Below are 22,556 nucleotides of genomic sequence, written 5' to 3' on the forward strand. Positions count from 1 at the left end.
TAACGACGAGGTCATGCGCGTTCCGATAGCAACGCCCCTGACGCAGCGCGCGAAATGATCTTGAAAAGTACTGTCCCGCTTGACTTCCCAACGAATTGAAGTTCAGAGCGGCGTCATCAAGAGTTCAGCGCGGTCGGGTTTAGTTCGGAGGGTTTGTTTGTACTCTTGGCCAGGATTACCGGGTCGACTCGAGAAAAGGTTTAAGACATGGATTTTGGATTGCTGCCGCCCGAGATCAATTCGGGTCTCATGTATGCCGGCCCGGGGTCCGGGCCGATGCTGGCCGCCGCGGCGAGCTGGGACGCGGTTGCGGCGCAATTGGAATCCGCCGCTGCCGGGTGCTCGTCGGAGATCTCGGGATTGACCGGTCGCTGGTTGGGGCCGTCCTCGATGCGGATGGCGGCCGCGGGCACGCACCAGGTGGTGTGGCTGCAAGCCAGCGCCGCCCAGGCGGCGCAGACCGCAGCGCAGGCCTACACCGCCGCGGCTGCCTACGACGTCGCCTACGCGATGACGGTGCCCCCGCCGGTGATCGCCGCCAACCGGATGCAGCTGATGGTCTTGGTCGCGACCAACTTCTTCGGGCAGAACACCCCGGCGATCGCGGCCACCGAAGCCCAGTACATGCAGATGTGGGTCCAGGACGCCACCGCTATGTACGCCTACGCCGCCGACTCCGAAGTCGCCAGCACGCTGGAGTCCTTCGACGAGCCGCAGCAAACCACCAACCAGAACGGGCAGGCGGACCAGGCCAACGCAGTCGCCCGCAGCACCGCCCAAAACACCGGCAGCCGTGCGCAATCGGCAGTGCAGCAAGTTAGCGCCAACGCCCAACAGGCCATCGGCGTCACACAGCCAGTGAACGTCGGCGACACCGTCACCGCTCCGGCCGGCAGCACTATCGACATCAGTAACGGAGTTGTGGCAGTGAACAGCGGCTCTTTGACCAGCGGGACAGTCGGCACCTACCTCTGGAGCGCCGACTCCATTATCGTCAATGCCGGCAGCACCGTTACCCTTATGTACAACTCCGCCTACGAAGGCACCACATTGCTGCCTGCCGGTACCACCATCACTGCCGGCTCGAGCCCGATCACCCTGACCCCCTACGGCACAGCATCGGTCGTTGTCACTCCCGTCAGCGGCACCGCGACCCTCATCGGTGCCCCTGCCGGCGCAGGAACGGGAACTGGCATCCAATCCTTTGGCATCAGCGCCACTGCCACCGTCGGCTCCGCCGGCGCCTCCATAACTAACTTGAGCGCGACAGTCGGTATCGTGACAGCCACACCAGCTGCCGCCCCCGCCGCATCCGGCGGGCTGGGAGCCGCCGCGGCACCGCTAGCAGCCTCCCCAGGCCTGGCGGGGACCGCGGGAATTCAGCCCCAGCTCGACGCGCCGGCGCTGCTGCAATGGGCCCAAGGCCTCTCGGGTGTGGACGTCGCGGCGGCCGATCTGGCAGGAGTGGCGGGCTAAGTCCTCACTCAGGCCAGCGTATAACGCACCGGCAGGTGCTTGAGGCCGCCCACGAACGTGGTGGCGACCAGCTCCGGATCACCGTTCAGCTCAATGGATTTCAGCCTCGGCAGTAGCTCGGAGAAGAAGCTGTTGACTTCCATGCGGGCCAGCGCCGCGCCCATGCAGAAGTGCACGCCGTAGCCGAAGGCCAGATGCTTGTTGGGGTCCCGCGCTATATCGAAGCGGAACGGGTCGTCGAAGATGTCCTCGTCACGGTTGCCCGACACATAGGACAGCAGTAGCGAATCCCCCGCGGCGATCGGCACCCCGCGCACGGTGGTGTCCTCGTTGGCGGTCCGCATGAACTCCTTGACCGGGGTGACCCAGCGGATCATCTCCTCGATGGCCAACGGCATCAGCTCGGGATTGCCGCGCAAACGATCGAGCTGGTCCGGGTTTTCGATCAGTGCCTGCATGCCACCGGAGATCGTCGCGCTGGTGGTGTCGTGACCCGCGGTGGCCACGATCAGGTAGTAGGACACGGTGTCGATGTCGGACAGCGGTTCGCCGTCGACGCGGGCGTTGGCGATCGCCGACGCGAGGTCCTCGGTCGGGTTCGCGCGGCGCGACGCCGTCACATCGTTGAAGTAACCGAACATGTCGAGCAGCGCGGGGATCTGATCCTCGTTCGAGGTGCCGCGCTTGAATTCGCTGTCCTCGCTTCCGAACAGCTCCTGGGTGAGCTTGAGCATGCGAGCGAAGTCGGCCTCCGGAATGCCGAGCAAGGACATGATCACGTAGAGCGGGTAGTTCACCGCGACCTGCTGGACGAAGTCGCATTCGGGCCCGACGGCCAGCATCTTGTCGACGTAGATCTTGGCGAGTTCGTCGACGCGCATCTTCATGGCGCGCATGGCCTTTGGCCTAAACCAGTCCGAGCCGATCGCGCGGACCACCCGGTGCTGCGGATCGTCCATGTGAATCAGCGTGCGCACGCCGGCGTTGGCCTGCAGCTCGTCGCCCACGGTGGTGGTCAGGACCGGGCGCGGCCAGTTGGTGAACTTCATGTTCTCGCGCTCGATGTCCATGATGTCGGCGTGTTTGGTGATCGCCCAGAACGGCTTGTAGTCCGGCACCTCAACCCAGGACACCGGCGCGGTGGCGCGCAGGTGGGCCAGCTCCGCGTGCAACCGCTTTTCGTCGGTGTACGCCAACGGATTTGCCAACGACTTTCCGGCGTCGTCCATCGTCGTGGTGCTCACTGGCGAAACTCCTTCATTGCGGCGGTAATACAGGACTGGGAAGCGTTATAGAAGATCGGCAGCACGCGATCGACTCCCTCACACCGGGTACGCAGGGCAGCGCCGACCTCCTTGACGGTGCCGACGACCGCGAAGGCCGCAAGCATGTCGTCGTCGATCAGCGACCCCATCGCGTCCCATTCGCCTTGCTTGGACAGGCGATTCAGCTCGGCGTGCAACTCGCCCCAGCCGTGCACCTCCAGCACCTTGCGATACGCGGGCGTGGAGCCGTAGAAGGCGATCTGCTTGCGGGCGGCCGTCATCGCCGCTCGCAATTCGGCGTCGTTTTCGCCGGTCGCGACCATCACCTCGGCGCAGACCTGGATATCCGAACGACCACGGCCCGCGCGCTGCGCCCCACGCAGCAGCGCCGGCACCGTCACCTCGTCGAGGTAGCGCTTCGAAACCATCGGGTGGCCGAGATGGCCGTCGGCGACCTCGCCGCACAACTCGGTCATCACTTCACCGACCGCCGCGATGAACACCTTCGGCGCCGGGTACGGGTGCTGCTCCGGGGTGAACATCGGCGTCATGATCTTGTGGGTATAGAAGTCGCCCTCGAAACTCAGCTTGGCTTCGCCGTTCCAGGCCGACCAGATGGCGTGCAACGCGGAGACGAATTCGCGCATCCGGCGGGCCGGATGACTCCACGGCATGCTGAATCGCTTCTCGATGTGGGGCTGAATCTGGGTGCCCAGACCGAGGATGAAGCGGCCCTGCGAGTACGCCTGCAAGTCCCAGGCGACGTTGGCGACGGTCATCGGGTTGCGCGCGAAAGCCACCGCGATGTTGGTGCCCAGTTCGAGCCGCGACGTGTGCTCGGCGGCCAACAGCAGCGGCAGGAACGGGTCGTGACTGGTTTCGGCGGTCCAGCCCCCGTCGTACCCCTGCTGTTCCAGGTTGCCAACCGCTTCCACCACGCGATCGAGTCGATTGGGGATGCCGCCGTCGATCTTCAAGCGGGGGCCGTCAGGCATGCGGGTAACTTTACAGTAAGCAATCCAGTATGTGACCCTGCAAGACCTAGGGACGATCGCAAGCGCGGCGTAGCCGAGCGCAGCGGGTCGTCACCATCGGACCAGGCGCGCGCGATCGCGTCCGTAAGAGGTAGGACTGACGCATGACAAAACCCCCGGATTGGGAGGACACGCTCTCCGACCTTGCCCGTCGGCGCCAGCACGCCCGGGGCATGGGCGGGCCGGAGCGGCTCGACAAGCACCGCGGCAAGGGCAAGCTCGACGCCCGTGCGCGCATCGAGCACCTCCTCGATCCGGGTACGTTCCGCGAAATCGGCACGCTCGTCGGTGGCGAGGTCGCCTCCGACGCGCTGATCGTGGGCTCGGGTGAGATCAACGGCTCACCGGTGATGCTGGGCGCCGAGGACTTCACCACGATGGCCGGCAGCATCGGGCCCGGCGGCAACTCGAAGCGCTATCGCATCGCCGAGTTGGCGCTGCGCGACAAGACTCCGCTGGTGATGCTGCTGGAAGGCGCCGGCTTCCGTCCCGGCGGTGGGCATTACGGACGTGCCCCCACCGACCTGCTCGCCCAGGCGCAGTGCTCGGGCAAGGTGCCGACGGTCGCCGCGGTGCTCGGGCCCTCGGCCGGCCACGGCGCGCTGGTGGCACCGGTGTGCGACTTCCGGATCATGAGCCAGCAGGGCGCGATCTTCACTGCCGGGCCCCCGGTCGTGAAAGAGTCAACCGGAGAAGATATTTCGAAGGAAGACCTCGGCGGACCCGTCACCGCCCTGCCCAGCGGGGTGATCCACAACGTCGCCGACGACGACGAAGCCGTCATTGCCGATATTCGGCGTTACCTGTCGTACTTCCCGCCCAGCGCATGGTCGTACCCCACCCCGCTGCCCCGCGACGAAGACAGCGAACCACGGCCGACACCGGAACTGCTCGAGATCGTGTCGCGCGACAACCGCCGCGTCTACGACATGCGCGCCGTGCTCGATGCGGTCTTCGACCGGCCGGACTGGTTCGAAGTCCAGCCGCAGTACGGCAAGGCGATCATCTGCGCGCTGGCCCATCTCGGCGGCCATCCGGTCGCGGTCGTCGCGAACCAGCCCAACGTGCTGGCCGGCTCCATCGACGCCGACGCCGCCGACAAAGCAGCGCATTTCATCATGGTGGCCGACTCATTCCACCTGCCGCTCATCTTCTTTGCCGACAATCCCGGCATGCTGCCCGGCAGCCGATCCGAACGCAGCGGAGTGCTGCGCGCCGGCGCCCGGATGTTCGCCGCCCAAACCGCGGCCACCACGGTGAAGCTGCATGTGACGCTGCGCAAGGCGTACGGGTTCGGCTCGATGGTCATGTCGCTGTTGGGTTTCGACAGCCAATCGGCGACCTTCGCCTACCCCGGCGCGACGATGGGCGCCATGAGCGCGGCAGCGCTGGGCCGCGCGACGCACGCCGGCGAGGACGTCACCGCGAAGTTGCGTGACGCGGAGTTGCAGGCGTCCTTCCGCTCGGCGGAAAGCATGGGATTCGACGAACTCATCGATCCCCGCGAGACCCGCGACGCCCTGCTGGCTTCCCTGCTGCGGGGCCTGTCGGCCCGGCAGGCCGCCGCCGAGCCCGTGAGCCGGACCCTGATCCTGCCCTAGTCTCCCGCTCGGTAGGCCGTGACCACGGGTTCGAGTTCGTCGGGCGTCGCGCCGTGCATGATCAGCGCGTCGGCCCCGTATTCGAATTCCTTGCGGATCCGATCCGCACATTGCTGAGCCGACCCGGTGGCCGAGGGTTCCAGCCACTCATCGGGAATCAGCGTCGCGATGTGCTCGATCTGCTCGGCGGTGGCCTTGTGGTCGATCCCGCCGGCGATCGAGGTCACCACCGCGTCCGCCCGGAAGCGTTCCAGTACAGCCGGATCCCAGTCATTGGTCCGCACCATCAGGTCGCCGTAGCCCTGCAGGTAGGTGGCCAGCCGTGCGACGGTCTTCTTCAGGCGCAGCTCCTCGGGAAGGTGGTCGCCCACCGTGGCGAAGCACGACCATACTCGCACGCTGTCGGGGTCGCGGCCCGACTTCTCCGCCGCGGTCTTGACGGTTTTGACGCAGCGCTGCAACGTCTCCGGCGTGAAGTAGGTGTGCAGGATGACGTCGTCGAAGGCGCGGCCGCCGAGCGCTAAGGTGTTGGGCCCGAACGCAACCAGCGCCAGCCGGATGTCCTCGTCGAAGTCCGGGTCGAGAAACAGGATCGGGTACTTGCCCATCGGGCCTTCGTGATTGAAGATCAGCTCGCCGTGGAAGAGGCGGCGCATGACCTGGGCCCAATCCTCCATCTGCGCGGTCGTGACGGCGGGGATGCCGAAGGCGCCGTAGATCGCGGCGATGCCGCGGCCGATGCCCAGCGTGAACCGTCCGCGGGAGAGCCGGTGCATCGTGGTCGCCCAGGATCCGGTGATCAGCGGGTGCCGCGTGTTGTGATTGGTTGCGGCGGTAGCGATCTGCATCCGGTTGGTCACCGCGCAGGCCGCACCGACCAGAGACGACGCTTCCTTGACGTTCCAGCGCTCGGAGATGAACCCGGTGCCGAAGCCCAGCTGCTCACCGCGGCGGGCCTCGTCCATCAACGTGGCCGGGCCCTCACCTCCGGCCCCGGCCAGCAGGTAGTAGCCCAATTCGTCGAGTGCACGTTCAGTCAATTCCAAACTCCTTGGTGGTAGCCACAATTCCAGACTTCGGTGATCCGGCCGGCAACGACCCGGAACACTTCGATACTGGCGATGTGGGTTTCACCGCCGTCTTCGGTGATGATGGTCGAGTCGTAGACGATGGCGACGTGTTCGCCGTCGTCATTGGCGATGACGATGTTGAGGTCGAAGTGCAGTGACTCGACCTGCTCCCACATGTCCGACACACGGGCCACGGCCTCGGCGTGGGTGAGCGTTCGCGCCGCACCGACCTCGTGCCGGATGACGGTGTCGCCCAACAACTCTTCGGCCAGTTCGATGTTGCGTTCGTTCCAGACCACCAGGTTGTAGAGTTCGACGACCTCGCGTGCGGTCCGGGCGGCCGTCATCGCTGCGACACCGCTTCTGGCCCGTTTTGCGAGACCACCTCGCGCAGGAAACGCTCCGACACCTTTTGCACGCGACGGGAGAATATGTGGCCCACGTGGCCGCCGTCATACCAATACAACTGGCCGCCCCAGCGTTCCTGCAACGCGTCGGTGGGCTCGCGCATCGCCATGCGGTCGTGCCAGGCCCCGACGATGAGCCGACGCTGCGGCGGCGGCGCCGGATCGACCGCCAGCGGGTCGATCACCGATGTCAGCTGCGCGACCACCGGAGATCCCAGCAGATCCCGGAACCCGTCGCGCGCCGATCCCCAGCGGGACAGGTGCCGGGCGATCATCGCGTTGAGCCCCAGAATCGGGGTGTACAACGCCACCGCGTCGATCTCGCGCTCTAGGTGCGACACCAGTGCGGCGACCGGGGTTCCCATCGAAATACCGGACACCACAACGGCACTGGCTTGCGATTGCACCCACCGCACCACGGCGCGCACCTCCGACACCGACCGCATCATGCCCGCGACATTGCCGAGTGGATCCATGTCCGGATAGGCCGGCCATTCGCGGCGCCGGCACCCGTGGCCGGGCTGCACCGGCATCGCGACGTTGAACCCCAGCGTGTGGTGGATGCGACCGATGCGCGACAGCACCAAATCCTCGGTGCCACCCTGACCGGCTCCGTGTACCCAGACCAGCCACGGCCGGGGCCGGTCGCGGTGGCGGCACAGGTGCACCACCGCCCGCGCCGGACCACCCAGGCCCTCGGCCGCCAGCGTCGCGGGCAGCTGTGGATCGTGCTCGAAGGTCATCCGTTCGAACGCCAGCCCACCGATACGGTGCCGCCGTATCGACTTCACCTGCAAGGGTTTTGGTGCGGCATGCGCGCCGTCGATACCCAGCGTCGACAACTCTTCGGCCGCCGGTTCGCACGCGCTCAGCGGCCGGATGTCGGTGGTCAGCTTTCCGCCCAGTAGCGAAAAGCCACTCAGGACAAGTTCGTCCAGCATGACCTCGCCGAACTGGCGTGCCCCCCGCGGGGTAAAGGGATCCCAGCCGGTGGATTCGTTCAGGCCGGCCACCGTGCGCGGGAGCACCATGCCCAGTTCGCGGCCCAGGTCCAAGGAACGTTTCGCCAGCGAAGATCCAGCCATGCCGCTCACCTTAAACCAGCTACGCCAACTTGAAACCGGCATATCCACCGGAGGCGATTTCGTCGCAGCGGCGCCGATATTCGGGGATGCCGCCGGTGTAGCCCATGTACATCCGCTTCTTGCCGGGCACGTTGCCGCCGTTGTACCAGGAGTTGCAGGACGGATGAACCAGCACCGTCGGGGCGACGAGCGCGGTGGCGTGGTCGATCCATTCCTGTTGCGCCGTGCCGGACGCCTCGATCGTGCGGATTCCGTTGTCGCGCAGGTATGCGATGCAATCACCGATCCACTCCACATGCTGCTCGAGCGCCGCGACGAAGTTCGTGGCCGCGCTCGGGCTGCCCGGCCCCTGGATGGTGAACAGGTTCGGGAAGCCGGCGATCGCCAGTCCCAGGTAGGACAGCGGCCCCTCGGTCGCCCAGAACTCGCCGAGCGACATCGCGTCGCGACCGCGGATGTCGATGCGGCTCAACGCTCCCGTCATCGCGTCGAACCCGGTGGCGTAGATGATCACGTCGAGCTCGTACTCGTCGCCTTCGGTCCGGATGCCGGTCGCGGTGATTTCGCGAATCGGTGTCTTGCGCAGGTCGACGAGCGTGACATTGTCCCGGTTGAACGTCTCGTAGTAGCCCTGGTCGATGATCGGGCGCTTGCACGCGAACGGATGCACGGGCACCAGCGACGCCGCGGTCTGCGGGTCCTTGACGATGCGGGCCACCGCCTCGCCGTAGAGCCGGCCCGCCATCCGGTTGGCTTCGATGTCGAAGAAGATGTCGCTCCAGTTGAGCGCGCCCATCACGCCGTTCTCCTCGATGGCGCGCAGTTGCTCCGCGCGCGAGGCCGACTTGATCGGCGGACTGCTCAACATTTCCAGTAGCACCGAGAAGGCGCTCAGCCGGGCGGCGCCGATCGGGTGAGCCCGCTGAGCTTCCCGGATCTCGCCGTAGCGACCCTTCATCTCGTCCAACTCGCCGGGCGCGAACTGGTGCACGCGCCAGGGCAACGTGTATGCCGGGGATCGCTGAAACACGCAGAGCTGCAAAGCTTGTCGAGCTACAACCGGGATGAGCTGCACGCCGGTGGAGCCGGTGCCGATCACACCGGCGCGCTTTCCGGTGAGGTCGAAGCCCTCCTTCGGCCAGCGGCTGGTGAACAGCGGCGTTCCAGCGAAGGTCCGCATTCCCGGGATGTCGGGCTCCAGCGGCACCGACAGGATGCCGGAGGCCGCGACGACGAACGGGGCGACAAAGGATTCGCCGGTGTCGGTGCGCACCCGCCACACCGCGGACTCTTCGTCGAACTCCATCGCGACGACCTTGGTGTTGAACGCGATATCGCGGCGCAGATCCAACCGGTCGGCAACGAAGTTCAGGTACGCCTCGATCTCGGGCTGCGCGGGCATCGACTCCGTCCAGACCCATTCCTGCTGAATCTCTTCGGAGAAGCTGTAGGAGTACTCGATGCTTTCGATGTCGCAACGCGCACCGGGATAGCGGTTGAACAGCCAGGTGCCGCCGACGTTTTCGGCCATCTCCAGCACCCGGGCGCGGATTCCGAGCTGCCGCAGCCGATGCAGCATGTAGAGACCGGAAAACCCGGCCCCGATCACCAGCACCTCGAGTTCAGGCACCCTCACCGCCTTTTATGTAGCGGGCCGAGTTTGCGGAGCTCTTCCAGCTCGTCTGCCGCCGCCGTCATTTCACTCCTTGCCGCGCCTAGACGAATCCGGAACGAACTGCTGAAATCTATACTGTAATGGATTTAGTATCAACGATCGCGAGAGGCGCCAGTGTGAAAGTGCCGTTCACCTGGAAAGTCACCGGCTGGTTCATGGTCGGGTGGTCGAGTTTCCCGTCGGCGAGGTCCGGCCGCTGCAGTACTTCGGCGAGGATCTGATCGCCTATCGCGACGAGTCGGGCGAGCTGCACGTGCTGGAAGGACACTGCAAACATCTGGGCGCCCACATCGGTCACGGCGGCAAGGTGGTCGGCGACTGCGTCGAGTGCCCCTTCCACGGGTGGCGCTGGGGACCGGACGGCACCAACCGATACATCCCTTACCAGCCGGACCGGCCCAACAAGGCGCTGCGGCTGAAGTCGTATCCCGTCCGGGAGCAGTACGACTGCGTGTTCATCTGGCATCACCCCGACGGCAAGGAACCGCAGTGGGAGATGCCGGACATCTTCCTCAAGTTCCCGCAGTTCGAGACGGATCCGGCGGGCTATTACCGGGCCTATCCGGAGTTCTCCCGGCGCGCCGCGCGCGAGCCGGTGCATCCGCAGATCGTCGCGGAGAACGCACCCGACAGCGCCCATTTCGAGTACGTCCACCACGCGACGGTCACACCCCGGGTGCTGGACTGGAAGATCGTCGACCAGGAATGGCAGTTCATCGCGGGCTGGCCGGATGCGCGCAGCGACAACCCCGACGATCTCGCATTGCGGTTCCACAGCCACTTATTCGGTCTCGGCGGGGCGATCAGCGTCTTCGAGGGAGCGCAGAATCACCGGCTGATCTTCACCTGCACGCCGGTCGACGACGAGTGCTCGGACCTGTTCTATTCGATCTGGTGGCCACGAACTCCCGGCGACGACGCCGACGTACCGGAGGGCAAGCTGCGCGACCTGATCGAAAGGCAGTTCCTGTCCACGGTCTTCGACGACCTGCAGATCTGGCGCTACCAGAAGTACGTCGAGAATCCGGCGCTGTCCAAGGTCGACGCGAAAGGCTATATGGCACTGCGGAAATGGGCGACCCAGTTCTACGACGTGCCAGCATGAAGCCTCGACTCGCCGACCTCGTTGTGCCCGGACACACCGCGATCGTCGCCCAGGAATGTCAGGGCGCGGTCATGGGCCCGGACGCCGGGCTGGCCATGCTCGCCGAGGAAGCGCGCCGCGAGGCGCTACCCAACATCGTGCGGTTGCTCCCGGCGGCCCGGGCCGCCGGGGTGCACGTCGTGCACTGCCTGGTGCAGCGGCGGCCCGACGGGCTCGGGTCCAACCACAACGCCAAGATCTTCGCGATGAGCGGCGGCAACCAGGTGGACATCACCCCCGGCACGCCGGGAGCCGAGGTACTGCCCGAATTAGGTCCCGAGCCAACGGATTTGATTCTGCGCCGCTGGCATGGCGTGGGACCGATGGGCGGCACCGACCTGGACGCGGTGCTGCGCAACCTCGGGGTGTCCACGATCGTCGTGGTCGGCGTCTCGCTGAACATCGCGATACCCAACGTCGTCATGGATGCGGTCAACGCCGCCTATCGCGTGGTCGTGCCCCGCGACGCCGTCGCGGGCATCCCCACCGAGTACGGTGCTGCGATGATCGCCAACACGCTGTCGCTGCTGGCAACGATCACCACGACCGACGATCTGCTCCAGACATGGAACGAAGGATCCGCATGACCGACACCGCCTCCGGAACCCGCGGCGGGTTCCCCGACGTCCAGCCCGTCGAAAATGCTCCAGTGGAGCTCGGACCGTTCGTTGCGGCGCTGCGCCGACTGCAGGATTTGACCGTGTCCACCAATCCCGATCCGGAGCTGTGGGCCGCGGCCACCACACATTTGGAGAACGCCTGCGCCCTGCTGGACGGGCATCAGGTACCGGAGACCGAGGCGGTGGCCGGCCGGGTACTGAGCCTGCCGGGGTTGGCGCACCCGCTGATGCCGCCCTGGATGGTGACGGAATTCGGCCCCGACGGCGTCACGATGGAAGGACATTTCACCCAATCACACGTCGGCGGCAACCACGCCGTGCACGGCGGCATGATCCCGCTGTTCTACGACTGGATGTTCGGCATGGTGGTGTCCACCGCGGGCATTCGCCCGACCCGCACCGCATACCTGCACGTCGACTACCGCAAGATCACCCCGATCGACGAACCACTGATCGCACAGGGCCGCATCAGCAGTACCGACGGCCGCAAGGTCTTCATCTCCTCGACGATGACGTCGGCCGACGGATCGCTGCTCAGCGAGGCCAACGGCCTGATGGTCCGCCTGCTACCCCACCAGCCGTGAGAGGCGCTCGAAGGACAAAGATGTCAGAAACCGCAACCGAATTCACAGTCCCCGCAGTCGCGGACGCCGTCGCGGCCACGATCGGCGATCGCGACCTGCTGATCCAGGGCGACAAGCGATTCAGCTATGCCCAGACCATCGAGCGGTCCAACCGGCTGGCCTCCTATCTGCACTCGCGGGGCCTCGGGTGTCACACCGAGCGCTCCGGCCTGGCCGGCCACGAGGTGGGCCAGGACCTGCTCGGCCTGTACGCCTACAACGGAAACGAATTCGTCGAGTCGTTGCTCGGCGCGTTTGCGGCGCGGGTGGCCCCGTTCAACGTCAACTACCGCTACGTCAAGAGCGAGCTGCAGTATCTGTTGGCGGATTCGGGCGCTACCGCGCTGGTCTACCACGCCGCGTTCGCGCCGCGGGTGGCCGAGGTCCTGCCCGAGTTGCCGAAGCTGCGGGTGCTGATTCAGATCGCCGACGACTCGGGCAACGACTTGGTGCACGGCGCAGTCGATTACGACAGCATCATCGGTTCCAGCCCGGCCAAGCCACCGCCGGTGCGGCACTCCCCCGACGACCTCTACGTCCTGTACACCGGCGGCACCACGGGAATGCCGAAGGGCGTGCTGTGGCGCCAGCACGACATCTTCATGACGTCCTTCGGCGGCCGCAATCTGATGACCGGCGAGCCAGCCGGTTCGGTCGACGAGATCGTGGAACGGCTCACCCCCGGCCCCGGCACCAAATTGATGGTCCTGCCACCACTGATCCACGGTGCCGCACAGTGGAGCGTGATGACCGCCCTGACCACCGGACAATCCGTTGTATTCCCTTCCGTCGTCGACCATTTGGATGCCGAGGACGTAGTCCGCACGATCGAGCGGGAGCGGGTAGCGGTGGTGACGGTGGTCGGCGACGCGATGGCCCGCCCGTTGCTCGCCGCCATCCAGAAGGGAATCGCCGACGTGTCGTCACTCGCCGTGATCGCCAACGGCGGCGCCTTGCTCACCCCATATGTCAAGCAGCGGTTGATCGAAGCGCTGCCGAACGTCATCGTCGTGGACGGCGTCGGATCCTCTGAGACCGGCGCGCAGATGCATCACATGTCGGCCTCGGGCGCGGTGTCCACCGGCACCTTCAACGCCGGCCCGGATGCATTCGTCGCTAGCGAGGATCTGTCGTCGATCCTGCCACGGGGACATGACGGAATCGGCTGGCTGGCCCAGCGCGGCTACATTCCGTTGGGCTACAAGGGCGATGCAGCCAAGACCGCCGCGACCTTCCCGGTCATCGACGGTGTGCGGTACGCGGTCCCGGGCGATCGGGCCCGGCACCGCGAGGACGCCAGCATCGAATTGCTGGGCCGTGATTCGGTGACGATCAACTCCGGCGGCGAAAAGATCTTCGTCGAGGAGGTCGAGACCGCGATCGCCTCGCATCCCGCGGTGGGCGACGTGGTGGTCGCGGGGCGGCCGAGTGAACGATGGGGCCAGGAGGTGGTCGCCATCGTCGCGCTGACCGACGGTGCGCACGCCGAGGCCGACGAACTGGTGACGCACGCCGCGCAGTCGCTGGCCCGCTACAAGCTGCCCAAGGCGATCGTCTTTCGCCCCGTCATCGAGCGCAGCCCGTCGGGCAAGGCCGACTATCGCTGGGCGCGCGAGCAAGCGGGACAGGGGAATTCATGAAATATCAGGATCGGGTCGCCGTCGTCACCGGCGCCGGCTCGGGAATCGGGCGCGCCTTGACCCTCGCGCTCACCCAGGACGGGGCGCACGTCGCGGCATCCGACATCGACCAGGCGAATCTGGCCGCGACACAGGCGATGTGCAGTCCCGGTCAGGTGAGCACCTATCGGGTCGACGTCGCCGACCGCGACGCGGTGTGTGGGTACGCCGAGGACGTGCGCCGCGATCTCGGGCCCGCCTCGATGCTGTTCAACAACGCCGGCGTCGACCTGTTCGCCAGCATCGCGGACATGTCCTGGAAGGACTTCGACTGGCTCGTCGGCATCAACATCGGTGGCGTGGTCAGCGGGACGAAGGCCTTTCTGCCGCAGCTGATCGAATCCGGCACCGCCCGGCGGCCCGCCAGGCTGGTGAACCTGTCCAGCGCCTTCGGCCTGATCGCGGTCCCCTACCAAGGTGCTTACAGCACTTCGAAATTCGCGGTGCGGGGCTTCACCGAAGCGCTGCGCCAGGAGATGATCATGGAGCGCCATCCGGTGACCGTGCACTGCGTGCACCCGGGTGTGGTGCGCACCAACTTCGGGACCAACATGCGCACCGCGGACACCGAGGATCCCGAGCAAGCGGCGAAGTACTTTTCGCGCCTGGCGCTGACGTCGCCGGAGAAGGCCGTCCGGGCCATCCTGCGGGGTGCCGAGAAGAACCGTCCCCGCATCGTGATCGGACCCGACGGCTGGGCAATGGCGGCGATGCCGCGCCTGCTCGGTGTCCGGTACGCCGACCTGATGGCGCGGGCCGCGCGGCTGAACCCCAACGCGCGCTAGGCGCGCGGATCGCCCCGGAGTCGGCGGCGGGTCCGGGCCCGCGTCACGCGCATCATGGCGTCGGCATACATGCGCATCGATTTCCCGAAGGGTGGCGCGGCGCTGCCGGTGACGCTGAACGGCAGATCGCTGCCCACGACTGACCGGTGGTGGGAGAACGCGTCGAAGCCGGCCTTGCCGTGATAGGCCCCCATCCCGCTGCGGCCCACGCCGCCGAACGGCGCGCCCGACGGAATCATCTGTGCGGCAAAGTCGTTGCGGGCCACCCCACCGCTGCGGGTGGTGCAGACGAAGGTGCGGAAGTCGGCGTCGTCGGGTCCATACCAGTAGGCCACCAGCGGCGCCGGCCGCGCGTTGATGTAGTCGATCGCATCGCCCAGGCGCGAATATCCCTTCACCACCAGGACCGGGCCGAAGATTTCTTCGGTGGCGATCTGCATGGTGTCGTCGATGTCGCGAACGATGGTCGGTGCGATCTTGCGGGAACCGCGGTCGGGCAATAGCTCGCCCTCGGGTGCAACGGTTTCCACGGTGGCACCGTGGGCACGCGCGTCGTCGATCAGACCGACGACCCGGTCGAAGTTGGCCTCGTTGACACTCGAGCAGTAGTCGTCGTTGGCGACGATGTTCGGGAACATGTCGCGTAACGTCTCCCGTGCGGCGCCGACGAAGTTGTCGAGCTGGTCGTCGGGGACGAAGACGTAGTCGGGGCACACGCAGACCTGTCCCCCGTTGACCATGCGGCCCTGCGCGATCCGGGTGGCGGATCGGCGGATGTTGGCGGCGGGTGCGACGACGACGGGATTCTTACCGCCGAGCTCCAGCGTCACCGGAACCAGGTTTTCGGCGGCCGCCCGCTGCACCAGCGCGCCGACCGAGGGCGAACCCGTGAAGAACAGGTGGTCGAACGGCAGCGTCGAGAACATCGCGGCGACCTCGGGACCGCCGGTGACGATCTCGAGCTCGTCGGAGTCGAAGTACTTCGGCGCGGTCGCCTTCATCAACTCGGCGGTATGCGCGGTGATCTCCGACATCTTGATCATCACGCGGTTGCCCGCCGCGAACGCGGTCGCGGCCGGCAGCACCACGAGATTGAGCGGGAAGTTCCACGGACCGATGATTCCGACCACGCCGAGCGGCGACGGCTGGACCTCGGCACGCAGCCCGACGAGTCCGGCCGCGCGCAGCAGCTTGGTGGCCCGCATCCATTGCCCAACATGGGATCTCGTGTGCTCGATCACCGAGATCATGCCGATGACCTCGGTGAACAGCGTTGCGGCCTTGGACCGGGTGCCGAAATCGGTGGCCATGGCGTCGACGAACGCGTCGGTGTTGTCGAGCACCAGCGCCATCAACCGGTCGATCCGGTTGCGCCGTAGCGCCAGGCTGGGTGGTCCGTCGGCGATGAATGCTTGGCGCTGCCGGGCCAGGATCGCACCCAGGGCCGCCCGCTGCTGTTCGACGGTGCTGCCGGCGCGTTCCTCGAGTGTGCTCATGCCAGTGCTGATCCTAAGCCCATGTTGTCTACTGTAATAATTACAGTACGATCTTACGTAACGACGGCCCGTTCGTGCCGAGGCGGAAGAAGATGCTGGAGATTTAGGTGACGACAAACGTTCACACCGCCGGCACCGGCGAGGAAACCGTCAGTCTGCGCGACCCTTATCCGTACTTCGCTCACAAACGCCGTCAGTCCGGGGTTTTCCGCGGAACGGTCATGGATTACACCAAGACGCCCGAGTCGATGCTGCCCAAGAACGAGTACTCCGCGGTGTCGTTCAACGCCGTCAACACGGTGTTCCGGGACGGGCGGGTGTTCAGCTCCAAGCCCTACGACAAGACGATCGGCCTGTTCATGGGTCCCACCATCCTGGCGATGGAGGGCAAGAAGCATCGCGAACACCGCAACCTGGTGTCGGCGGCCTTCAAGTCCAGGGCGCTGGAGCAGTGGGAGCCGACGATCGTCCGGCCGATCTGCAACGCGCTGATCGACGAATTCGTCGAAACCGGCAATGCCGACCTGATCCGGAATTACACCTTCGAGTTCCCCACCCGCGTCATCGCCCGGCTGCTCGGGCTGCCCGACGAAGATCTGCCGATGTTCCGCAAGCGAGCGGTGCAGTTGATCAGCTACCACGTCAACTACGAGAAGGCCTTCGAGGCGTCCGCGGCGCTGAAGGACTACTTCGTCGCGCAGATCGAGCAACGCAAGTCCCAGCCGACCCAAGACATCATCGGCGATCTGGTCACCGCCGAGATCGACGGCGAAAGGCTGACCGACGAGGCGATCTATTCCTTTCTGCGGCTGCTGCTGCCCGCCGGCCTGGAGACGACCTACCGGTCGTCCGGAAACCTGTTGTATCTGTTGCTCACCCATCCCGAACAGTTCGCCGCGGTGCAAGCCGATCATCAGCTGATCGGCCCGGCGATCGAGGAAGGTCTGCGTTACGAGACGCCGCTCACCACCGTGCAGCGGTTCACCACCGAGGAAACCGAGCTGGAAGGCGTGATGATTCCACAGCGCGCCGTGGTCGGTGTGTGCATCGGTTCGGCCAATCGCGACGAAACGCGCTGGGAGCGTGCCGAAGAATTCGACATCTTCCGCAAGCCCGTGCCGCACATCTCGTTCGCCGCCGGCGAGCACACCTGCCTGGGTCTGCACCTGGCCCGGCTGGAAACTCGCGTCGCGGTCGAATGCCTGCTGCGCCGGTTGACGAACTTCACCGTGCTCACCGATGACGATCCGCACATCCACGGTCAGCCTTTCCGTTCGCCGACGGCGCTTCCCGTGACGTTCGACGCCAAGTAGCGTCCGCGATAGGTCTTCTGACGTCGAGACGGAGTTGGTGGGAGAAATGGTCAAGGTAATGCAGGGCATTCGTGTCCTCGAGGTTGCGCAGTTCACCTTCGTCCCGGCGGCGGGAGCGATTCTCGCGGACTGGGGTGCGGACGTGATCAAGGTCGAGCACCCGCTGCGGGGCGACACGCAACGTGGCTTCCTCAATATGGGAGGTATTCAGGTCAACCCCGACCGGCATCCCTTGATGGAACATCCCAACCGCGGCAAACGCAGCGTCGGCATCGACGTCTCCACCCCGGGTGGTCAGGAAGTGATCTACGAACTGGCCAAGACCTCCGATGTGTTCCTGACCAACTACAAGCCCTCTCAGCGCCAACAGCACAAGTTCGACGTCGAGCACATCCGCGCGGTGAACCCGAACATCATCTACGCCCGGGGTTCGGCCTACGGCGACAAGGGCGCCGAGCGCAATGTCGGTGGCTACGACGGGACGGCGTTCTGGACGCGCAGCGGCATCGGTTATGCGTTGACGCCGGAGGAGCTGGGCGGCGCACTGGGACAAGGCATTCCCGCGTTCGGCGACTCCATCGGCGGCATGTTCATCGCAGGCGGCATCTCGGCGGCGCTACTGCATCGCGAGCGCACCGGAGAGGCGGTCGAACTGGACGTCTCGCTGCTGAGCACGGCGTGGTGGGCCGCCGGCGCCAGCATGACCCAAGGCATGGAGACCGGAGAGGTGATGCGCACGCCCATGCCGGGGTCGGCCGCTGCGATATCGGTGAATCCGTTCATGGGCAACTACGAGACCTCCGACGGCGGCACGATCAACCTGTGCATCATCAGCCCGACGGGCGTGATCCGGGACACCTTCGAACACCTCGGCATCCCCGAGGCCGCCGACGACGAACGCTTCTCCGAGGTGCTCCCGTTGATTCAGAATGCCAGCGCGGCCGCCGAGCTGATCGCGAAGGCGTTCGCCGCCAAGCCCTTTGAGTATTGGCGCCAGCACCTCAAGACGATGAAGGGTCAGTGGGCGCCGTTCCAGAGCCTGCTCGACCTGGCCAACGATGAGCAGGCCATCGCCAACGACATGATCGCCGAGGTCGAAGTCGCCGCAGGCGGGGCGCCGTTCAAGGTGGTACGCGGCCCGGTCCAGTTCAACCACGAGCCACTGGAAACCACCCGGGCGCCGCAGGCGTCCGAGCACACCGAGATCGTGCTGATGGAGATCGGCATGGACTGGGACCGCATCGAGGAACTCAAAAACGCAGGAGCCATAGCGTGACGAATTGCGCCGGCGACGATGCAGAGCGCAGCGATGAGGAGGAGTGGCGCCGTGAATGACGTGGCGATCATCGGGGTGGGCCTGCACCCGTTCGGCCGGTTCGAGGGCAAGTCGGCGATGCAGATGGGCGTGGACGCCATCCTTGCCGCGGTCGCCGACGCCGGTATCGCCTGGCAGGATGTGCAATTCGCCACCGGCGGCAGCTGGACCGTCGCCAACCCGGATGCGATCGTCGGCATGGTCGGGCTCACCGGCATCCCGTTCACCAACGTGTTCAACGCGTGCGCGACGGCGGCCAGCGCGGTCAAGGCCTGCGCCGACGGAATCCGGTTGGGCGACTATGACATCGGCATCGCGATCGGCTTGGACAAGCACCCGCGCGGGGCCTTTACCGAAGACCCGGCACTGGTGGGCATGCCGAGTTGGTATGCGGAGAACGGGCAATATCTGACCACCCAGTTCTTCGGCATGAAGGCCAACCGCTACCTGCACGACCACAACATCTCGCGGGAGACGCTGGCCAAGGTTGCGGCGAAGAACTTCCGCAATGGAGCGTTGAACGCATGCGCGTTTCGCCGTAAGCCGATCTCCGAAGAGGACATTCTCAATTCGACGATGCTCAACTATCCGTTGACCCAATACATGTTCTGCGCACCCGACGAAGGTGCCGCCGCGGCGGTGATGTGTCGGGCCGACATCGCGCACCGCTTCACCGCCAAGCCGGTCTATCTGAAGGCGGTGGAGGTCCGCACCCGGCGCTACGGCGCTTACGAGGTCAACACCACGTGCGCTCCAGTCGAAGAAGACGTCGCGCCAACGGTTTACGCCGCCCGTGCCGCGTTCGAGAAGGCCGGTGTCGCGCCCGCCGACGTCGACGTGATCCAGTTGCAGGACACCGATGCCGGCGCCGAGATCATCCACATGGCCGAGTGCGGGTTCTGCGAGCACGGCGACCAGGAAAAGCTGCTGGCCGACGGCGCTACCGAGATCAGTGGCCCGATGCCGGTCAACACCGACGGCGGGCTGATCGCCAACGGCGAGCCTATCGGCGCCTCCGGGCTGCGGCAGATCCACGAAATCGTCCGCCAACTCCGCGGTGAGGCGGGCGACCGCCAGGTGCCCGGGAATCCAACGGTGGGGTTCACCCAGCTGTACGGCGCCCCCGGCACCGCCGCGGCGACCATCCTGACGACCTGACGGGACCATTCGATGGCTCAGTTCACTCAGGCGCCGATTTTCGACGCCGACCAACACATGTACGAAACCCCGGAGTCGTTGACCAAATATCTTCCGGAAAAGTACGCGCGGGCCGTGCAGTTCGCCCAGATCGGGCGCCAGACCCGAATCATCATCAACAACAAGGTGACTGACTTCATCCCGAATCCGACATTCGAACGCGTGGCCGCGCCCGGCGCGCACGAGAAGTTCTTCGCCGGCGAGAACACCGAGGGGCTCACGCTGCGCGAGATGCAGGGCCCGGCGATCGCGGCGCCGGCTGCGACGCGCAATCCCGACGACCGGATCACCGAACTCGACCGCCAGGGCGTCGTCGAGGCTCTCAACTACCCCACGCTGGCCAGCCTGGTCGAGCACTCGTCGGCCGACGATCCCGAGTTGACGCTCGCGATCATCCACGCGCTGAACCAGTGGATGCTCGAACACTGGACGTACAACTACCAAGACCGGGTGTTCTCCACGCCGATCATCAACCTGTCCGAGGTCGACGCCGCCCAGCGCGAACTGGAGTACCTGCTGGACAACGGTGTTCGTGCCGCGTTGATCAAACCGGGGCCGGTGAACGGGATTCACGGCTGGCGCTCGCCGGCGCTCCCCGAGTTCGATCCCTTCTGGCGTGACGTGGAAGCCGCCGGGCTGCCGATCGTGCTGCATGCCAGCTTTCCACCGCTGGACGACTACGTCGCCAAATGGGAACCACCACACACGCAGAACTTCATGGCGCAGAGCGCCTTCCGCTGGATGACGTTGGGCCATCGCGAGATCGCGGACATGATCACCAGCTTGATCTGTCACGGCACGCTGACCCGATTCCCGAAGCTGCGCATCGCCAGCGTCGAGAACGGCAGTTCGTGGATCTTCCCGCTGTTCGGTGACTTCGAGGACCTACAAAAGAAGATGCCGCAGAATTTCCCCGAGCATCCGCACGAGGTGTTCCGGCGCAACATCTGGGTCAGCCCGTTCTGGGAGGGCTGTGTGGCCGACGTCGTCGACACCGTCGGCTGGGACCGCGTGCTATTCGGCTCGGATTACCCGCATCCCGAAGGGCTCGCCGAGCCCAAGGGGTTCTGGAAGTACGCCGACGACATGGACGAGCGGCGCACCTACGACTTCATGGGCGACAACGCTCGCCGCTTCATGGGCCTTCCGATCACCAACCCGGATCCGAACGCCGCCAATCCACCCGCGCTGGCGAACGCCTGAGCGTTTGCGCCACGGGACCGTCCTACTGGGGCACTTGCGTTAGGAAATCCGAATCGCGGACTCAACGTCTTCGACACCGAGTTCCTGAGTGCAGAAGAACCAATCCTCGCAATGCGTGCTGTCGGCGTGTCCGGCCATGCGCTCTTGCGCGGTGCCGAGGGACCCGGGCGGGGGCAGGATTACCGGTTCACCTGGTCGCCAGTCGGCTGGTGTCGCGACGCCGAAATGGTCCGCTGTCTGTAATGCCTTGACAACACGAAGCAATTCATCGAAGTTGCGTCCAAGGCTCAACGGATAGTAGATCATCGCGCGGACAACGCCGTTGGGGTCTATCACGAAAACAGCCCGAACCGCTTTCGTCGAGTCCTCCCCAGGCATTATCATTCCGTACCGTCGCGCGACATCCATTGAGACGTCTTCGATTACCGGATAGTTGATCTCGACTTCCTTGAGGTCGCGGAAGACAATTCGGGCTTTGATCGTTCGTAGCCAGGCGATGTGGCTGTAGAGCCCATCGACTGATAGACCCACCAGTTGTGTGTTGTAGGCCGCGAACTGTTGCTGCATCGAGGCAAAGGTCATGAGTTCGGTTGTGCAGACGGGGGTGAAGTCGGCGGGATGCGAAAACAGGATGACCCACTTGCCGTTGTAATCGCCGGGGAAGTTGATCTCGCCCTGAGTGCTAGTGGCGGTGAAAGCGGGGGCTGGGTCACCAATACGCGGCATAGGCGATGTCTCAGCGGCTGCTTCGATACTGTCGGTCATAAGATTGATCCCTTCTCACTACTTCTAAGCGTGCGCCTGATTCGCCTCGTCCCCATAGGGTCGATGGTCACCAGCGGGCGGGCGTCAAGACCTTTGTGCACATTCCTGCTTCGTCAGTTGGTTCTGCCCCGCAATGAGGCCTACTGCTGACGCAGCGGCCCGTGAAACACTGGTCTAGTTGGCATTCGAACATGTCGTCGTGGCAGGGACACGTTATCTGGGGGCGCTAGGGCGACAGTTACAACGTTGGTCGGCGGGCACATGTCTCATCACGCTTTCGGCGTGCAGACCACAACCGGCCCACGTGATCTTGCCGCAGTGGGAGCACCTTACGGGGTAGCACATGGCAACTCACTTGCTGCCAAGGTCTGAAAGCCTTGGGCGACTAGGCATTTGCCGCAGCCTTGCGCTCGGCGATCTTGGCGCGGACTCTCGTCATGTCGAGGCCCTCTACCTGGTCGAGCAAATTGTCCAGTACTGCTGGTGACATCGCGCCCGGCTGGCTGTACACAAGGATCCCCTCGCGGAATGCCATGATGGTTGGAACAGAACGGATGCCGACGGTCGCGGCTAGTTCACTCTCGGCATCGGTGTCGACCTTCGCGTGAAGAACATCCGGGTGGTTTTGCGCCGACCGTTCGAAAACCGGCGCGAAAGACCGACATGGCCCGCACCACGGGGCCCAGAAGTCGACCAGCACGATCGGACTTGAGATAATCGTCGCCTCGAAGTCTGCGGCGGTGAGCGTTTTGACGGTCATTGGTTTCCTTTCGAACTTGAGGGTATTGACCCAATCTCAGGAT

General features: G+C 65.3%; 19 protein-coding genes and 1 pseudogene. 11 read left to right on the top strand and 9 right to left on the bottom strand.

Translation table 11 applies throughout. From position 1 onward, the window contains the following. Positions 1–207 precede the first annotated feature (207 nt). Entirely contained in the window at positions 208–1,476 is a 1,269-nt protein-coding gene (locus MAAFP003_RS29960) for a PPE family protein (protein WP_096289474.1), read from the top strand. A gap of 8 nt (positions 1,477–1,484) precedes the next feature. Here MAAFP003_RS29960 and MAAFP003_RS19530 read toward each other — a convergent pair whose 3' ends face one another. Then, positions 1,485–2,705 (bottom strand): cytochrome P450, encoded by a 1,221-nt coding sequence (locus tag MAAFP003_RS19530; RefSeq protein ID WP_096291283.1) that lies wholly within the window; start codon positions 2,703–2,705, stop codon positions 1,485–1,487. An 11-nt stretch (positions 2,706–2,716) separates the two neighbouring features. Continuing rightward, a complete protein-coding gene (locus tag MAAFP003_RS19535) occupies positions 2,717–3,736 on the bottom strand; it encodes an LLM class F420-dependent oxidoreductase (RefSeq protein ID WP_096289475.1) in 1,020 nt (339 codons plus the stop codon). Positions 3,737–3,879: 143 nt separating this feature from the next. Here MAAFP003_RS19535 and MAAFP003_RS19540 point away from each other — a divergent pair, with 143 nt between their 5' ends. Continuing rightward, positions 3,880–5,376: an acyl-CoA carboxylase subunit beta gene (locus tag MAAFP003_RS19540; protein ID WP_096289476.1), complete on the top strand. Its 1,497-nt coding sequence runs from the start codon at positions 3,880–3,882 to the stop codon at positions 5,374–5,376. Here MAAFP003_RS19540 and MAAFP003_RS19545 read toward each other — a convergent pair. Genes MAAFP003_RS19545 through MAAFP003_RS19560 form a run of 4 tightly spaced genes read right to left on the bottom strand, consistent with a single transcriptional unit; the run spans position 5,373 to position 9,568 of the window. Continuing rightward, positions 5,373–6,416, bottom strand: a complete 1,044-nt coding sequence (locus MAAFP003_RS19545; protein ID WP_207768556.1) for a TIGR03857 family LLM class F420-dependent oxidoreductase — start codon at positions 6,414–6,416, stop codon at positions 5,373–5,375. The genes MAAFP003_RS19540 and MAAFP003_RS19545 overlap by 4 nt on opposite strands. After that, positions 6,413–6,793 (bottom strand): nuclear transport factor 2 family protein, encoded by a 381-nt coding sequence (locus MAAFP003_RS19550; RefSeq protein ID WP_096289478.1) that lies wholly within the window; start codon positions 6,791–6,793, stop codon positions 6,413–6,415. Before MAAFP003_RS19550 ends, MAAFP003_RS19545 begins: the two co-directional genes overlap by 4 nt. After that, on the bottom strand, positions 6,790–7,938 hold the full coding sequence (locus MAAFP003_RS19555) for an alpha/beta hydrolase family protein (RefSeq protein WP_096289479.1): 1,149 nt from the start codon (positions 7,936–7,938) through the stop codon (positions 6,790–6,792). Before MAAFP003_RS19555 ends, MAAFP003_RS19550 begins: the two co-directional genes overlap by 4 nt. Positions 7,939–7,957: 19 nt before the next feature. Next, a complete protein-coding gene (locus tag MAAFP003_RS19560) occupies positions 7,958–9,568 on the bottom strand; it encodes a flavin-containing monooxygenase (RefSeq protein ID WP_096289480.1) in 1,611 nt (536 codons plus the stop codon). A gap of 161 nt (positions 9,569–9,729) precedes the next feature. Between MAAFP003_RS19560 and MAAFP003_RS19565 the strand changes: the two are divergent. The 5 genes and pseudogenes from MAAFP003_RS19565 to MAAFP003_RS19585 all read left to right on the top strand — a co-directional run bounded on the left by MAAFP003_RS19565 (position 9,730) and on the right by MAAFP003_RS19585 (position 14,464). Further along, a pseudogene (locus MAAFP003_RS19565) lies at positions 9,730–10,718 on the top strand (Rieske 2Fe-2S domain-containing protein). After that, positions 10,715–11,344 (top strand): cysteine hydrolase family protein, encoded by a 630-nt coding sequence (locus MAAFP003_RS19570; protein WP_096289481.1) that lies wholly within the window; start codon positions 10,715–10,717, stop codon positions 11,342–11,344. The pseudogene MAAFP003_RS19565 and the gene MAAFP003_RS19570 overlap by 4 nt, the downstream one beginning before the upstream one ends. Beyond that, entirely contained in the window at positions 11,341–11,961 is a 621-nt protein-coding gene (locus MAAFP003_RS19575) for a PaaI family thioesterase (protein ID WP_096289482.1), read from the top strand. The genes MAAFP003_RS19570 and MAAFP003_RS19575 overlap by 4 nt, the downstream gene beginning before the upstream one ends. Before the next feature lie 20 nt (positions 11,962–11,981). Continuing rightward, entirely contained in the window at positions 11,982–13,640 is a 1,659-nt protein-coding gene (locus MAAFP003_RS19580; protein ID WP_096289483.1) for an acyl-CoA synthetase, read from the top strand. Then, positions 13,637–14,464 (top strand): SDR family NAD(P)-dependent oxidoreductase, encoded by an 828-nt coding sequence (locus tag MAAFP003_RS19585; RefSeq protein WP_096289484.1) that lies wholly within the window; start codon positions 13,637–13,639, stop codon positions 14,462–14,464. Before MAAFP003_RS19580 ends, MAAFP003_RS19585 begins: the two co-directional genes overlap by 4 nt. On the opposite strand, the gene MAAFP003_RS19590 is transcribed toward MAAFP003_RS19585, so the two are convergent. Then, positions 14,461–15,897 (bottom strand): coniferyl aldehyde dehydrogenase, encoded by a 1,437-nt coding sequence (locus MAAFP003_RS19590; protein ID WP_243394160.1) that lies wholly within the window; start codon positions 15,895–15,897, stop codon positions 14,461–14,463. The genes MAAFP003_RS19585 and MAAFP003_RS19590 overlap by 4 nt on opposite strands. A 170-nt stretch (positions 15,898–16,067) precedes the next feature. On the opposite strand from MAAFP003_RS19590, the gene MAAFP003_RS19595 reads away from it, so the two are divergent. From MAAFP003_RS19595 to MAAFP003_RS19610, 4 genes are read left to right on the top strand one after another with little or no spacing between them, the layout of a single operon-like run. Beyond that, entirely contained in the window at positions 16,068–17,273 is a 1,206-nt protein-coding gene (locus MAAFP003_RS19595) for a cytochrome P450 (RefSeq protein ID WP_096289486.1), read from the top strand. Positions 17,274–17,331: 58 nt separating this feature from the next. Beyond that, positions 17,332–18,549 (top strand): CaiB/BaiF CoA transferase family protein, encoded by a 1,218-nt coding sequence (locus MAAFP003_RS19600; protein ID WP_096291284.1) that lies wholly within the window; start codon positions 17,332–17,334, stop codon positions 18,547–18,549. A gap of 51 nt (positions 18,550–18,600) precedes the next feature. Further along, entirely contained in the window at positions 18,601–19,746 is a 1,146-nt protein-coding gene (locus tag MAAFP003_RS19605; protein ID WP_165796443.1) for a thiolase family protein, read from the top strand. A 12-nt stretch (positions 19,747–19,758) separates the two neighbouring features. Continuing rightward, complete coding sequence (locus tag MAAFP003_RS19610) at positions 19,759–20,988, top strand: amidohydrolase family protein (RefSeq protein WP_096289488.1); 1,230 nt, start codon at positions 19,759–19,761, stop codon at positions 20,986–20,988. 39 nt (positions 20,989–21,027) lie between these two features. On the opposite strand, the gene MAAFP003_RS19615 is transcribed toward MAAFP003_RS19610, so the two are convergent. Together MAAFP003_RS19615 and trxA are read right to left on the bottom strand one after the other, a co-directional pair. After that, a complete protein-coding gene (locus tag MAAFP003_RS19615; RefSeq protein ID WP_243394131.1) occupies positions 21,028–21,753 on the bottom strand; it encodes a peroxiredoxin in 726 nt (241 codons plus the stop codon). 385 nt (positions 21,754–22,138) lie between these two features. Then, positions 22,139–22,513 carry a thioredoxin gene (trxA, locus tag MAAFP003_RS19620; protein WP_096289490.1) on the bottom strand — a complete coding sequence of 125 codons (375 nt, stop codon included), beginning with the start codon at positions 22,511–22,513 and terminating at the stop codon, positions 22,139–22,141. Positions 22,514–22,556 lie beyond the last annotated feature (43 nt).

This window comes from Mycobacterium ahvazicum (genome assembly GCF_900176255.2).
GTDB classification, from domain to species: Bacteria; Actinomycetota; Actinomycetes; order Mycobacteriales; family Mycobacteriaceae; genus Mycobacterium; species Mycobacterium ahvazicum.